General features: G+C 66.4%; 12 protein-coding genes and 2 pseudogenes. 8 read left to right on the top strand and 6 right to left on the bottom strand.

The genetic code is table 11. The annotated features are described in order from the left end of the window. Window positions 1-27: 27 nt before the first annotated feature. Both GFD21_RS08145 and GFD21_RS08140 read left to right on the top strand, forming a co-directional pair. Window positions 28-354: pseudogene (locus GFD21_RS08145) on the top strand (transposase); the annotation flags it as partial. Next, window positions 354-1,209, top strand: a pseudogene (locus GFD21_RS08140) (IS3 family transposase). The pseudogenes GFD21_RS08145 and GFD21_RS08140, both read left to right, overlap by 1 nt. Before the next feature lie 17 nt (window positions 1,210-1,226). Here the strand turns inward: GFD21_RS08140 and GFD21_RS08135 are convergent. Together GFD21_RS08135 and GFD21_RS11470 are read right to left on the bottom strand one after the other, a co-directional pair. Next, on the bottom strand, window positions 1,227-1,376 hold the full coding sequence (locus tag GFD21_RS08135) for a hypothetical protein (RefSeq protein ID WP_163197493.1): 150 nt from the start codon (window positions 1,374-1,376) through the stop codon (window positions 1,227-1,229). 12 nt (window positions 1,377-1,388) lie between these two features. Then, window positions 1,389-1,835, bottom strand: coding sequence for a tyrosine-type recombinase/integrase (locus tag GFD21_RS11470; RefSeq protein WP_225431744.1), 447 nt, complete (start codon window positions 1,833-1,835; stop codon window positions 1,389-1,391). Window positions 1,836-2,517: 682 nt separating this feature from the next. Here GFD21_RS11470 and GFD21_RS08125 point away from each other — a divergent pair. From GFD21_RS08125 to GFD21_RS08110, 4 genes are all read left to right on the top strand, one after another. Continuing rightward, window positions 2,518-3,087: a cadmium transporter gene (locus GFD21_RS08125; RefSeq protein ID WP_163197491.1), complete on the top strand. Its 570-nt coding sequence runs from the start codon at window positions 2,518-2,520 to the stop codon at window positions 3,085-3,087. Window positions 3,088-3,138: 51 nt separating this feature from the next. Further along, window positions 3,139-4,599 carry an L-serine ammonia-lyase gene (locus GFD21_RS08120; RefSeq protein WP_163197490.1) on the top strand — a complete coding sequence of 487 codons (1,461 nt, stop codon included), beginning with the start codon at window positions 3,139-3,141 and terminating at the stop codon, window positions 4,597-4,599. Between the two features lie 99 nt (window positions 4,600-4,698). After that, complete coding sequence (locus tag GFD21_RS08115) at window positions 4,699-5,103, top strand: FKBP-type peptidyl-prolyl cis-trans isomerase (protein WP_163197489.1); 405 nt, start codon at window positions 4,699-4,701, stop codon at window positions 5,101-5,103. A 123-nt stretch (window positions 5,104-5,226) separates the two neighbouring features. Beyond that, window positions 5,227-5,706, top strand: coding sequence for a GreA/GreB family elongation factor (locus GFD21_RS08110; protein ID WP_163197488.1), 480 nt, complete (start codon window positions 5,227-5,229; stop codon window positions 5,704-5,706). Window positions 5,707-5,806: 100 nt separating this feature from the next. On the opposite strand, the gene trhA is transcribed toward GFD21_RS08110, so the two are convergent. Further along, entirely contained in the window at window positions 5,807-6,703 is an 897-nt protein-coding gene (trhA, locus tag GFD21_RS08105; protein ID WP_163197487.1) for a PAQR family membrane homeostasis protein TrhA, read from the bottom strand. A 189-nt stretch (window positions 6,704-6,892) separates the two neighbouring features. Here trhA and GFD21_RS08100 point away from each other — a divergent pair, with 189 nt between their 5' ends. After that, on the top strand, window positions 6,893-8,227 hold the full coding sequence (locus GFD21_RS08100) for a serine hydrolase (protein ID WP_163197486.1): 1,335 nt from the start codon (window positions 6,893-6,895) through the stop codon (window positions 8,225-8,227). Between the two features lie 58 nt (window positions 8,228-8,285). Beyond that, window positions 8,286-9,776 (top strand): sensor histidine kinase, encoded by a 1,491-nt coding sequence (locus GFD21_RS08095; protein ID WP_163197485.1) that lies wholly within the window; start codon window positions 8,286-8,288, stop codon window positions 9,774-9,776. Window positions 9,777-9,967: 191 nt separating this feature from the next. Here the strand turns inward: GFD21_RS08095 and GFD21_RS08090 are convergent, their stop codons facing one another. The 3 genes from GFD21_RS08090 to GFD21_RS08080 form a co-directional block, all read right to left on the bottom strand. Continuing rightward, window positions 9,968-10,246 (bottom strand): WhiB family transcriptional regulator, encoded by a 279-nt coding sequence (locus GFD21_RS08090; RefSeq protein WP_034526413.1) that lies wholly within the window; start codon window positions 10,244-10,246, stop codon window positions 9,968-9,970. 111 nt (window positions 10,247-10,357) lie between these two features. Beyond that, window positions 10,358-12,172, bottom strand: a complete 1,815-nt coding sequence (locus GFD21_RS08085; protein WP_225431743.1) for an FtsK/SpoIIIE domain-containing protein — start codon at window positions 12,170-12,172, stop codon at window positions 10,358-10,360. A 109-nt stretch (window positions 12,173-12,281) separates the two neighbouring features. Further along, window positions 12,282-13,472, bottom strand: a complete 1,191-nt coding sequence (locus GFD21_RS08080; protein WP_225431742.1) for an LCP family protein — start codon at window positions 13,470-13,472, stop codon at window positions 12,282-12,284. Between the last annotated feature and the right edge of the window lie 441 nt (window positions 13,473-13,913).

The raw sequence follows: 13,913 nt of genomic DNA, 5'->3' as shown, positions 1-13,913 counted from the left end.
TGGAGTACCGGCCGTCTTCATATCCGCAAGGCCTACGACTACGAGACCAAGCTCGCGGCGGCGCGGGACCGTGTGGAGCATGGCCTGACGAGGGCGGAGGTCATGGCCAGGTACGGGATCGCGAGCATCACCGCGTTGGAGCGCTGGTGCCGGGAGTACCGTGCGGGAGGCCCGGAAGCGTTGCGTCCGAAGCCGAAGGGCAGGCCGAAAGGCGCGAAGTCCAAACCGAAACCGGCTCCAAGCCGTGAGCGGGAGCTGGAGGAGGAGAACGCGTATCTTAAGGCGAAGGTCGCGTATTTGGAAAAAGCCCGGGCCCTGCTGGCATCGAAATCACCAACCGGGAGAAATCGGTGATCGTTTCGACGTTGGCGGGGCTTGGACACAGGCTCGCGCATCTGCTGGCGGCTGCGGGATTGGCGAGAAGCACCTACTACTATCTCCTGTCCCATCCGGCCGTAGTCACTCGCCCTGACATCGAGCCCATGGTCGCCGAGGTCTTCGCCCGCACCCCTAACGGGTGCGGCCACCGGCAGGTGCGCATGTGCCTTGTACATGAGTTCGGTATGCGCGTGAGCCATAAGAGCGTGCTCAAGGTCATGCGGCGCATGGGGTTGACGTGTGCCATACGCCGGCCGAACCCATACCGCAAATACAGTTCGTATAAAGGCGAGATGGGCGACAAGGTGCCGAACCTGCTGGAACGCGACTTCTCGGCCGACGGGCCCTGGAACGAAGCCGGGCACGGATGTCACCGAGTCCAAGGTCGCGGGAGGCAAGGCATACCTCGCGCCCGTATACGACATGGGATCCAAGGAGATCGTCGCCTGGGACGTCAGCCGGCACCCCGACCTCGCCCAGCAGCAACGCCTGCTCGCCATGCTCGCCGAACGTCTGTCCGAGGGAACGACCCCGATCCTCCACTCGGACATGGGATGGCAGTACCAGCACCAGTGGTGGAGGAATCGTTTGACGGAGTTGAACATTCGTCAGTCCATGAGCCGGAAGGGCAACTGCATCGATAACGCCGCGACCGAGCAGGTGTTCGGCCATCTCAAGGACGAGTACTACAACGGTCGCGTGTTCGCCTCTTTTGAGGAGTTCGAGGCCGGACTGAACGCGTACATGGTCCACTGGAACACCAAACGCCGTCAGAAACGACTGGAGGGACACACCCCGGAGGAATTCCGGAACATGTCCCTCACAGCCTAATCAGGTACCCTTATAAACTACGTCCAACTTCCGGGGCGCAGTTCAGCCAAGGCTCTCTCCAGTTCAATCTTGGATTCTTCCAGCTTCGAAGTCTGCATGGCGATTTCCAGAATGGCCTGTTGCAACACGTAAGCATCATGCTGATCGGGAAGGAAATCGAAAGCCAACAGATCAGCAATTCAAGTTCTGTGTTCAGGGACGATCCTCTGATAATGGCGTATGGCGACCTGCGCCGAGGAATGACCGAGTTCATCCATGACCTCGCGTAGAGTGCCTCCCTTCAGCATGTACAGTGTGGCATGCGACGCGCAAGGTCTGGAATGTGAGTCTGGTCTGCCGGCTATCTCCCTCGCCGTCCGAAAGTACTTCTGCAACGTCGTCGGGGAAAGGATACCGGACGATGACTTCTTTGCGGGAAACATCATGATGCTGCGCCCATTGCCACAGTGGGAAGAGATGTGACGACTAATCATGTCGGTCAGTACCATGGGTATGGGCACTGTTCGCCTGCTGGATTTGGTCTTGGTCTTCCCTAACTGCATCGGGCCCCGATCCTCATCGCCGCGGTTGGCGGAGTGACGCACACGCAGCAATCGGTGTTCCAAATCGATGTCAGAGACGCGCAATGCGCATTCACGGCCATCATCGGCCTCCTTTCAACGAGGCGGCCCGCCATCGGACCGCTTCACTGAAAGACGCTACGGGAAACAACACACCGGTACCACCCAGACGCTACACCCGGTACCACTCTCAGGAGATCCCATTACCAACAGGATTATTTTCCACGCGGGTGGAGTTCCTCCTCCTTGTAGCTCTGACTGGCCGATTGGACCTAGGTCTATTGCACACCTCAGGAGTGCTTTTGCCCGTGTCGGCTTGTGCACCTAAAAGTGCACCTACATGCTTTTCCATTACAAGCTCCTTCGGTGTTCCCACGTTGCGCTACTTCACGTACGTCTCTGCAAGACCAGGAATGATTCAGAGAAAAGAAAAAGGCGGGGCCTCCCCGCCAGCGCCACAGGAAAAGGTGACTACCTTACTGACGACTGGGTTTACGAATAATGATGGTCAGGAAACCGAATGGCAGGGTGTTGCCGGTCAGTGTGAGTACATCTGTCTGGCTGCAAGTATGGAGCTTGGCGGTGTCTGTTGTCTGAAGCTCGATATGCTCGAATCCCTGCGGGGGAGGGGGGCACTTCCATCGTCCGCCATCGTTCGTCATCATCCGGAAACAAACCGCCGAAACATACGGCGGCTAGGCTCGTTCCCCGTCCCGACCGCAGCACAACCGTGAAGGAGAGGAACGTCATGCCGTCCAGCTGGACCCACGTCGACAAGGACACCACGACCGGACTGCCGATCATGCTCGCGCAGAACATCATCGTCGGCGCCGCGCTCACCGTCGGCGCGATCGCCTGCTCGGGCTTCTACCTCACGATGATCGGCAACGTCGCCTCGCTCGTGCCGTGGGCGCTCGTCGTCACGTTCGTCGCCGTCGCCTACACGTACGTCGTCGGCTTCGCGATCCTGTGGTGCGTCGAATCGTTCACCCTGCGCATGCGCGACAAGTTCAAGCCCGTCGCCTACGGCGTCATCGGCGCGATCGGCTACGGCGTCTGGGGCCTGTTCGTGATGACCTCGGTGATGAACTCGCTCGACCAGCCGCTCAACGGCGTCGTGCTCTCCAACGGGGACGTGGTCGCCATCACCGTCAACTACGCGGTGTTCGGCTTCATCGCCACCATGCTCGGACAGGCGCATGCGACGAAGCTCGCCGCCAGGAGCAAGACCGCGATTGGACTGCTCGTCGCGCAGATCGCGCTTGCCGCGCTCGGTCTCGTCTGCGCGGTGATGATGTTCTCGGCGCTCGGCCGGTGACGTACGGAACGACACCGGCAGACCGATAAACCGGCAGTAAGGAGGAATCCCATGTTCAGCGTCCTCGACATGTTCTCCATCGGCGTGGGCCCCAGCTCGTCGCACACCGTCGGGCCGATGTCCGCCGCGCACGCGTTCGTCGCCTCGATGCGCGACGACGGCCTCATCGAACGCACGGACCGGATCAAGGTCACCCTGTACGGCTCGCTCGCGCTCACCGGGCTCGGCCATGGCACCGACCGCGCCGTCATGGCCGGGCTCGAAGGCAACGTGCCCGCCACCGTCGACACGCAGCACATGCTGCGCATCCGCGAGACCTGCGCGCTCGACGACACGCTCGACCTCGCCGGCATCCGGCGCATCGGATTCCACTACGACAAGGACATGGTCTTCGAACAGTGGAAGCGCATGGCCGCCCACCCTAACGGCATGCGCTTCCAGGCGTTCGACGCGGCCGGCAGCCTCGTCGACGAGCAGGTCTGGTACTCCATCGGCGGCGGGTTCATCCGCAAAGGACATCCGGACGACCTCATGATCGGCATCCACGACCGGCCTCCGGAGGGCACCGCGTTCGCCGACGAGGACGAATCCGCCTCCACCGACTTCGGCCCCGATGCGCCCTACCCGTTCTCCTCATGCGCCGAACTCGTGGCATTGTGCCGCGAACACCACCTGAGCATCGCCGAACTGGTGTGGGCCAACGAGACCGCCACGCGTTCCGCCGTGCAGGTGCGCGCAGCCATCGACAACGTGTGGCGCGTCATGCGCGAATGCGTGAACCACGGATGCTCGTCCACCGAGCCGGTGCTGCCCGGCGGACTCGACGTGCCCAGGCGCGCGCCGAGGATGTACGCGCGTCTCGCCTCCAACGCCGACGTGCTGCGCCGCGACCGGCAGCGCCGCGACGCCGTGCTCGAAAGCTCCGACGCCGCCTGGGTGGATCTGTTCGCGCTCGCCGTCTCCGAGGAGAACGCCGGGGGAGGCCGCATCGTGACCGCGCCCACCAACGGTTCGGCGGGCATCATCCCCGCCGTGCTCCACTACTACTGGCATTTCGTCGACGAGGCGAACGAGCAGGGCGTCGTCACGTTCCTGCTCACCGCCGGCGCCATCGGCTACCTGTTCAAGCGCAACGCGTCGATCTCCGGCGCGGAGGTCGGTTGCCAGGGCGAGGTGGGGTCCGCCTGCTCGATGGCGGCCGCCGGTCTCGCCGCCGTGATGGGCGGCACCCCCGAACAGGTGGAGAACGCCGCCGAGATCGGCATCGAGCACAATCTGGGGCTCACCTGCGACCCGGTCGGCGGGCTTGTGCAGATCCCGTGCATCGAACGCAACGCGATGGCGGCGAACACCGCCATCAACGCGGTGCGCATGGCCATGCTCGGCGACGGGTCGCACATCGTGAGCCTCGACCAGGCGATCCGCACGATGAAGGAGACCGGTGAGGACATGATGGCCAAATACAAGGAGACCTCCAAGGGCGGTCTGGCCGTCAACGTGGTCGAATGCTGAGCTCGGCCGCGGGCGGAACGGCCATGCGCGTCGGCGGGAACGGTGCTAATATGAGCGGCATTGTGTTCGTGAAGGACGATTGTCCAAGGAGGCAAACCCATGGCTGATATGCCCACCGTGCAGGCCGAATTCGGCACCACGCCCGTCATCGAGTTCCCGACCCCGGAACCGCCGGCCGGCCTCAAGGTCGTCGAGGTCGTCGAGGGTGACGGCCCGATGGTGCGTCGCGGCGACACCGTCACCGTGAACTACCACGGCGTTGTGTGGGGCAAGTCGGATCCGTTCGACTCCAGCTTCAACCGCCACCAGCCGGCCAGCTTCGGCATCGGCGTCGGCCAGGTCATCAAGGGCTGGGACCAGACCGTGCCGGGCCACAACGTCGGCTCCCGTCTCATCGTCTCCATCCCGCCGGAGTACGGCTACGGCTCCCGCGGCGTCCCGCAGGCCGGCATCGGCGGCGGCGACACGCTCGTGTTCGTGATCGACATCATCTCCACGCGCTGAACCATACGTTCGCACGGACGACAAGGAAGCGCCGGGACGTACGCCGGCGCTTCCTTGTATTTCCGCGCGGCCTTGGCGGGCCGGCGCGTGTCGCATAGCACATAGAACAAGGAAGGAACGCACATGTCGGAAGACAAGGACATCCTGCTCACGCAGGAGGCATACGACAAGATGAAGGAGGAACTCGCCTGGCGTGAGGGCGAGTACCGCGACGAGATCCTCGCCAAGGTGTCCGCGGCGCGCGCCGAGGGCGACCTGAGCGAGAACGGCGGCTACCAGGCCGCCCGCGAGGCCCAGCGCGTCAACCAGGGCCGCATCGACGAGCTGACCGTCAAGCTGCGCCACGCCAAGATCCTCACCGCCCCGCCCGCCGGCAAGGTCGGCGACGGCTCCCTGGTCACCCTCGACATCATGGGCCGCGAGAAGGTGTTCGTGCTCGGCACGCGCGACCTGTCCATCGCCACCGACCACGACATCATCAGCCCCGAGTCGCCGATCGGCGCCGCCATCAACGGCGCCTCCGCCGGCGACACCGTGACCTACAAGGCGCCGAACGGCCGCGACATCTCCGTGACCATCAAGGAGTCCAAGCCGCTCGTGTGAGCGTGACGACGCGTATGCGCGTATGCGGAAAGACCCTCCGGCTCCCGAAACCGCTCGGGAGCCGGAGGGTCTTCGTGTATCCGCGTCGCGGGCCGGACCCTCAGACCCACAGCGCGACGATCACCATGTAGATGGCGACCATGTGGCATGCGTAGCCGGCGACGGTGCCGCAGTGGAAGATCTCGTGGAAGCCGAACACGCGCGGCCACGGGTCGGGCCTGCGCAACGCGTAGACGATGGCGCCGAGGATGTAGCACGCGCCGCCCGCGCACAGCAGGATCACCACGGCCGGCCCCGCATACGGCGAACGCCAGAACAGCATCATGAACGCGAGCCCGTAGATGCCGAAGACGATGTACACCACCGTGTACAGCCACCGCGGCGCGGAGATCCAGATCACGTGGATGACCATCGCCACCGCGGTGCACGCCCACATCGAGATGATGATGAAGTCGCGCCAGAACGGCTGCAGCGCGAACGAGACCGGCGTGTAGGTGCCGGCGATGAGCAGGAAGATGTTCACGTGGTCGATGCGGCGCAGCACGTCGGTGACATGCGGGCTCCAATCGCCCAGATGGTAGCAGGCCGAATTGGTGAACAGCACCAGGGAGGCGGTCATGAACACCGCGCACGCCCATTTGAGGCCGGCCCCCTGCGCCAGGCAGATGAGCACGATGCCGGCGGCCAGCGACAGGGGGGAGGCGACTGCGTGGATCCAGCCGCGCATCGCGGGCTTCGGGCGGCCGTGCACGTCGAGACGGACCTTGCGTTTCACCTCGGTGGGCGTGATGCCCTCCAATCGCAGCGCCTTGGCCTCGCCCTTGGCGATGACGTGTTTCGCCTTGGCCTCCGCCTTGAGCCTGATCTCCTGCGCCCTGAGCGCGGCCTTGCTGCGTGCGGCGTCCGCCTTCGCCTTGAGCGCCTGTTCCCGCGCGTCCGCGACCGCCTGGCGTTTCGCCCGCAGCTCCTCGTCCGTCAACTGCCCTTCATGTGCCATGCCGACCTCCGGCCTCGTCCGTCCTTGTTGTTGACGGTATCACAACCTACGTTACCGTAACCTACGATAGCGTAGGTTAGTGCAAAGTCAAGAAGGAGAACGCGGTCGATCCCCCCATCGACTAGCATGGAGGCGGTCGGCCGCAACCGGCCGTCATGCCTTGAGGAAGTGTGCGAGGGAGAAGAGACCATGTCCATTTGTCCGAACTGCGGTCATCGGGAGGAATCGGGTGCGTTCTGCACCGAATGCGGCAGCCCGCTGAACGCGGCGCCCCAGGAGAACGACGCCACCATCATCGACGGCTCGGCGCAGCCGGCGTATGCCCCCGTGGCGCCGCCGGCCTCGCAGCCCGCAGCGCAGACGGCATACACGCAGCCCGCGGCGACGACCCCGGCCGCGCAGGGCACCGTCACCCAGCCCGCTCCCGCGCCCGTGACGCCGACCCCCGCCGGAACCGCCACGGCGAAGGCGAAGCCGCGCACCGCCATGATCGTCGGCGCCATCGTCCTGGTCGTGGTGCTGGTCCTCGGCACCGCGTTCGCCACCCACCAGATGAAGCTGTGGGGCGACGCCACCGTGCCCGACTACACCTCGTGGACCTCGTCCGGCGAGGGCATCAGCGCCGAGGAGGCCGCACAGCGTCTGCGCGACGCCGGCTTCACCGTCACCATCGAGCAGCAGTACTCCAACGAGGACAAGGGCGTGTTCATCGGCGTCAAGGGCATCGACGCCGGCGCGAAGCTCAAGGTGAAGTCCAACATCACCGTGCTTGAGTCGCGCGGCCCGCGCGCCGTCTCGTCCGACGACTCCTCGGACTCCGACTCCTCCTCGAAGAAGAAGACGTCCAAGCTGCCGCAGATCACCTCCGGCCAGCTCGAATCGATCGCCGGCCGCTACTCGTCCGGCGACGTCGCCGTCTCCGCGATGCCCATCGGCTCCGGATCCTCGTCGTCGTCCGCCTCCCTGGCGACCACGCAGCAGGGCCACAGCAGGTTCGAGGCCGCCGGCCTCTACCTGCCCGTCTACCTCGCCGCCAACAGCGCCGGCGGCTCCGCCCAGTCCGAGGCGACCACCGCCATGAGCGGCATGGACAACAACGCCGCCAACAGCGCCGTCGCCGACATGGGCGGATGGAGCGCCGTTAACTCCTGGCTGAGCTCGCACGGCTACTCCGACACCTCCTTCAACCGCAACTTCGGCGACGTGGCCGCCAGCCAGGCCGGCTACACGAACCAGAGCTCCTCGGCGGACGCCGTGCGTATGCTCGCCGCCGTCGACGCGGCCGGGGGCACCAACCTCATGAACGTCGACATCGCCTCCGAAGGCGTCTCCATCCCCTCCGGCATGAGCGTGCACGCGCACCGCGGCATGGGCATCCAGAACACGTGGAACTACTTCGCCATCGTGGAGACCAACGGCCACAAGGCGGCCGTGTCGGTCGTCACCCAGAACCAGGGCAAGACCGTCGCGGCCCAGATCATGAGCGACGTGCTCGCCTCCGTCAACGACAGCCTGAACAAGTGATCCCATGGGGCGGCGGGGCGGGACGGACCCGGCCCGCCGCCCTGCGTATGATGGGACCATGGCAGATTTTTCCCAGATACTCGCAACGCGGCCGGACCTCGACGACAGGGACAGGGAATGGCTGCATCAGCTCGTCGCCGACTGGCAGGTGATCGCCGACCTGAGTTTCGCCGACCTCCTGCTCATCATGCAGAACGGCGACGGACACTACGTGGTGGCCGAACAGTGCCGTCCCTCCACCGTCATGACCCTGCGCACCGACGACGTCGTGGGCGACGTCATGCCGGACGCGATGACCGGCGAACTCGACGCCGCCATGCAATCGGCCGTCGTGTTCCGCTCCACCGTGCTCAGGACGGTCGGCAAGTCCACCGTCTGCAACGTGTACGCGCCCGTGCGCCACAACGGCAAGACGCTCGGACTGGTCGTGCGCGAGACCAACATGGCCACGCGCGAATCCAACGGCCGCTACGAGTCCGAGAGCATCAACGCCGGCAAGCAGCTCTACGAGATGATCCCGCGCGGCCAGTTCCCCTACTCCGATTCGGTGATGAGCCAACGCCACATGGCGCGCGTCGCCGACGGCTTCATCGTCCTGACGATGGACGGCATCGTCCGCTACGCCTCGCCCAACGCGATCAGCTGCTTCCGCCGTCTCGGCCTGCTCACCACGATGCAGGGCCACTACCTGAGCGAGCTCGGCGCCGACCTGCTGCGCGAGCAGAACGAGCAGGTCGACGAGCAGCTGCCGCTGGTCCTGAGCGGCAAGGCCGCCGTCGACTCGGAGATCACCACGAACCGTTCCGCCGTATCCGTGCGCTCGTTGCCGTTGTGCGACATGAACGGCCGCACCGGCGGCATCGTGCTGTGCCGCGACGTCACCGAGCTGCGCCGCCGCGAGCAGGAACTGCAGACCAAGAACGCCGCGATCTCCGAAATCCACCACCGCGTGAAGAACAACCTCCAGGCCGTGTCCGCGCTGCTGCGCCTGCAGGCGCGCAAGACCAAGTCCGAGGAGGTCAAGAAGGAGCTCAAGGAGGCGCAGCGCCGCGTGCAGACCATCGCCATGGTGCATGAGGGACTGAGCCAGACCGTCGACGAGGTCGTCGACTTCGACAAGGTGATCGCCAACCTGCTCAAGATGGCGGTGGACGTCGCCTCGATGCGCGACCAGCACATCGACATCGACTTCGTCGGCAAATTCGGCATGATGCCCGCGCAGGACGCCACCCCGCTGTCCCTCGTGCTCACCGAGCTGATCACGAACTCCGTCGAGCACGGATTCGAAGGGCGCAAGGAGGGACACATCACCATTTCGGTGGGGCGTTCCGGCTCCAATCTCAACGTCGTCGTCGAAGACGACGGCACCGGCCTCGACACCGAGGCGCAGGGCGGCATGGCGCGTTCCTCCGGTTCGGGCCTGGGCACGCAGATCATCAACACGTTCGTCACGAACGACTTCGGCGGCACCGTGCACTGGGAGCCCCGCCGCGGCGGCGGCACCCGCGTGGTGCTCGACATGACGTTGCGCGCGGCCCAAGCCGAGTGATCCCCCACGGGTCGTCCCGGACGGCCATCGGCCCGTGCGGGACGACCCGCCCGTCGGATCATGCTGAATCATGTCGGACCATATGGCGTGACGCGGAATACGTTGGGGCCCGGTCCCTTTCGGAACCGGGCCCCAACGTGCAAGCGGAACGATCACGGCCGACCGACGGCCGGAGAGTGGAACAAGGCGAATCAGATCTGCATCTGCATGGCCTGCGAACGGCGCAGGCGCATCGCCTTGCGCTTGAGCTGGCGACGCTCGTCCTCGCTCAGGCCGCCCCACACGCCGTAATCCTGGTTGGTGTCCAGCGCGCACTTGAGGCATGCGTCGATGACCTTGCAGGTGCGGCACACGGCCTTGGCCTCCTCGATCTGCTGGTAGGCGGCGCCGGTGTTGCCCACCGGGAAGAACAATTCCGGATCCTTGTCACGGCACGCGGCCTTGGCACGCCAATCATAAGCACTGCTCATCGTCGTTTCCTTCCGATCCCTGAAATCCTGTCTTGTTATACCTAAGCACGTTCGGATGCCTTTTTCAAGACTTTTCGCCAAAGAGGTGACGGCGGTGGCGTGTCCGGCGATTCATCGGCCCCGGTCCAGCACGCACTGCACGGCCGCGGCGCATCCACGTCCGATCAGCGCCGCGCGGCCGGGCGACGTCATGTCGTCTCCCATCGAGGCCCACAGATCGGCGGGGATGCCGTTCATCAGGTCGGCGGCGCGGTCCGCCGTGGGGAACACCACGCGGAACGGGCAATGGTCGGGGATGCGCACATGCCGGCTCGTCTCCACGGCGAACACGACGGTGGTCCGGTGGTCGTCGAGCGCGCGTCGCAGTTCGGCGCACAACGGGTCGTCCCCGAACGGGTCGAACAGCGGCCCGGCATCGTCGACGATCCACACCGCCCGCGGCGGCCTCGGGGGCCCGCCCGCGCCGGTCGCGTCATATCGACGCGCCCGGGACGCCGGCCCGATCGGGCGTAGGGTCCGTGTCCGGTATCCGCGTGCGTCCCGCGACGTGAACCTGACCGCCACCGGCGTCTCGGCGGGAGTCTCGGTCAGATGCCGCGCCAGCACGGCGAGCAGGTTCGTCTTGCCCCTGCCGTGCTGGCCGATCACCCCGATGTTGCCCCGGTCGACGGGCAGATACGCCACGGCGAGCGTCATGCCGTCGTCCTTCAGGCCGAACGGCATGCCGGCGCCGGCCCGCACGGCGGGCAGCGTGGCGAGCCGGCGCGGCAGGGGAGCGGTGAACAGGGCCGGCGGCGGCACGCATCCGTGGAACCTGGCGGCCGTGGCGATCGCGTCCGTCAGCCGCGGGATGTCGGCGCATGCGGCGCATCGCCATGCGCGCACCGTCTCGCCGTCGGCGCGGTAGGCGGCGCCCGGCAGGGACGGGGGTATGCGCGCGGCCCGGGCATCGCCGATCAGTTCCGTGGACTGCATGCCGTCGCGCACGCGCAGGCACAGCCCCAACGTCATGTTCGCCTTCATCTCGGCGGACACCTGCCCGGAGGGGTGCTGGGTGCATGCGACGACGTGCATGCCCAACGCGCGTCCCAGCGAGGCGATGCGCACCAGCCGGTCGACGGTGTCCGGCAGCTGGTCCTTCAATGCGTGGAATTCGTCCACCATGATGACCAGCCGCGGCGGCGGTTCGCGCAAACCGTCCACATCCTGCGCGCGGCCATGGGCGACGAGCCGTTCGCGTCTGCGCAGCTCATGCTCGATGGCGTGCAACGCCCTCGCGGCATGCCCCAGATCGAGGTCGTTCACGCTGCCCACGCAATGCGGCAGGCCCTCCAACGCGCGGAATGCGGAACCGCCTTTGAAATCGAGGAACACGAAACGCAACGCGTCCGGCGGGTTCCGGCAGGCGAGGGCCAGACACCAGCTCTGCAGCAGCACCGATTTGCCCGAACCGGTGGTTCCCGCCACCAGCGCGTGCGGACCCTGACCGGCCAGGTCGAGCCTGAACTCCCCGTCCTCGCCCATGCCGACCGGCACGTCCAACGATCCCGGTTCCAGCCATCGCCGTGCGATGGTGCGCCACGGCAACGGGTCGTCGCCACGTTCCAACGCCAACAGGCGTTCCAACGACGATGGCCTGATGAGGCCGAAGCGTGCGGCGTCGTCGCTTCCGTCGTCGGCATGCGGCGTTCCCACGGCCGACGACGGAGCCTGCGCCGGATCGGGGCCGGTCGCGGTCGGCTGGGCGGACCGCACGAGCAGCATCGCCGCGCAGCCGATGAGCGAGGGGACGATCATGAGCGCGAACGCCCAACGCCGCATCGCCAGCAGCGTGACGAGCATGACGCCCTGTGCGACGAGCGGCGCCGCCGTCGCCACCATGACCAGACGCCGCTCGCGGCGTCGTGACTTCGTTGTCCGGTTCATGCGTCCAGTGTGGAGGGCCGCCGGGCGCAGGCGCAATCCGTACGGGGAATGTGTACAGAGCTCCCGGAATCTTCACAATCCGGGAGCTCTGCGCGATGAGAGAGGAAAGTCAGCCGGCCTCCGCGAGCGAACCCACGGTACCCGCCTTATGGGTGCCCCCCGCGAGTTCGGAGAACAGCTCGACGTTGCGGGTGTCGTCCAGCAGCACCGACGATCCCACGCCGTCCACCTGGTAGTCCGGGTCGCTCCAATAGACGCTGCCGGTCACGCCGCCGTCGCCGGTGGCGTCCTTGAAGGCGAGGGCCATCGTCAGCAGCGTGGCGGGCGAGGTGTCGTCGTCGACCGTGACGGCCGCGAGCCCGGCGGCGGCGACCTTCATCACCTTCGCCGGATTGGACAGCACCGCCTTCGACGACGCCTTCGAGACGATGGCGGCGATCACCTGGCGCTGTCGTTGGGCGCGGCCGAAATCGCCGTTGGCGTCGGAATAGCGCATGCGGGAGAACGCCAGTGCGGTGGCGCCGTCGGCCACATGGCATCCCGCCTGCCAGTTCAGCCCGGAGTAGACGTCGCTCACCGTCTGGTCGTAGCACAGGTTCACGCCGCCGATGGCGTCGACGACCTCCTGCAGGCCGCCGAATTTGATCTTGGCGATGTGGTCGATCTTCTGCCCGGTGATCTGCTCGACCGTGCCCACCAGGGCCTGATTGCCTTCGAGCTGGGCCACCGCGTTGATCTTCATGTACTGGTCGTCCACCTGCACGAGGGAGTCGCGCGGAATGGAGATGAGCGAGCTGGGGCCGTTCTTCGGCTTGGTGAGCACGAGGATCGTGTCCGTGCGGAATCCGGGCGTGTCGTCGGCCGAGCCGCCGGCGGTGCCGTCGCGTTCGTCCGAACCGAGGATGAGCCAGGTGGAGGCCGAGGTGTCCGCGGCGGACGTGAGCCATCCGGATTCCTTGTTCAGCCGCGAATCGACCCAATGCCAGGCGCCGAACACCGTGATCGCCAGCGCCGCGACGATCACGGCCAGCGCCGTGGCCGCGATGCGGGGCGCGTGATGGCCATGCGAGGCGCGGGGGATGGACCGTGCGGTCGCCCGGGACCCCGCATCGGCGTTACGTGCGGTGAGCGGGGATGCTCCCTGGAGCGCCGTCGTCCTCGGGGTTCGGGATGCGACGTTGCCCGAGCCCGAGGAACGTCGCGCCGCGCGCGCCGGAGCCGGGGAGAAGCTGGCGGGCGCGGCTTCGGCCGGGGAAGCCGCCGCGTGGCGTTCCGTCGATCGCGGCGTCGTGCGGTTCATGCGGTCCTGCGTCGAGGCCGTCGCATGCGATGGGGAACGGGGGGCGAAGGACGCCGGCTGTGAGGATTCCTGAGCCGCATGCTGGGAGGCGGAATGACGCGGCGTACCCGTGCGCCGCGGCGCTGGGGCGAAACTCGGCGGGGTCGCGCCGCGGGGCGCGGGCGCATCGGCCGCCGTCGACGCATGACGTGAGGCTCCGGTTCCGGCGGCGGGGGAGAGGTTCGGGATCGGGGAAGCGGCGGGGGCGGCGGCCGAACGGCGGCGGGCGCCGGAGGGGATGAAGCTCGGAGGGATCTCCTGGGGACGCGTTCCCTCGTCTTCCTGTGCCATGCCGCCTCCTGAATGTCCTGTTGAGCTTATGTCACTGTTGCACATCGTGTGCCATGCCGGTGTTGGCGCCCGTGTTTTTTCTCATTTCCGGCACAAGAGAGGCGGCCACGG

It is taken from the genome of Bifidobacterium platyrrhinorum, from assembly GCF_010667645.1.
Lineage (GTDB): Bacteria > Actinomycetota > Actinomycetes > Actinomycetales > Bifidobacteriaceae > Bifidobacterium > Bifidobacterium platyrrhinorum.
The sequence above is the reverse complement of the archived record's forward strand: the minus strand, read 5'-3'. Positions and strand labels throughout refer to the sequence as shown.

Excerpts from the sequence above, each read along its gene's own strand:
- trhA (WP_163197487.1), bottom strand. The coding sequence starts at position 6,703 with ATGGCACATGAAGGGCAGTTGACGGACGAGGAGCTGCGGGCGAAACGC.
- GFD21_RS08080 (WP_225431742.1), bottom strand. The coding sequence starts at position 13,472 with ATGAACCGCACGACGCCGCGATCGACGGAACGCCACGCGGCGGCTTCC.
- GFD21_RS08100 (WP_163197486.1), top strand. The coding sequence starts at position 6,893 with ATGTCCATTTGTCCGAACTGCGGTCATCGGGAGGAATCGGGTGCGTTC.
- GFD21_RS08125 (WP_163197491.1), top strand. The coding sequence starts at position 2,518 with ATGCCGTCCAGCTGGACCCACGTCGACAAGGACACCACGACCGGACTG.
- GFD21_RS08120 (WP_163197490.1), top strand. The coding sequence starts at position 3,139 with ATGTTCAGCGTCCTCGACATGTTCTCCATCGGCGTGGGCCCCAGCTCG.
- GFD21_RS08115 (WP_163197489.1), top strand. The coding sequence starts at position 4,699 with ATGGCTGATATGCCCACCGTGCAGGCCGAATTCGGCACCACGCCCGTC.
- GFD21_RS08090 (WP_034526413.1), bottom strand. The coding sequence starts at position 10,246 with ATGAGCAGTGCTTATGATTGGCGTGCCAAGGCCGCGTGCCGTGACAAG.
- GFD21_RS08085 (WP_225431743.1), bottom strand. The coding sequence starts at position 12,172 with ATGAACCGGACAACGAAGTCACGACGCCGCGAGCGGCGTCTGGTCATG.
- GFD21_RS08095 (WP_163197485.1), top strand. The coding sequence starts at position 8,286 with ATGGCAGATTTTTCCCAGATACTCGCAACGCGGCCGGACCTCGACGAC.
- GFD21_RS08110 (WP_163197488.1), top strand. The coding sequence starts at position 5,227 with ATGTCGGAAGACAAGGACATCCTGCTCACGCAGGAGGCATACGACAAG.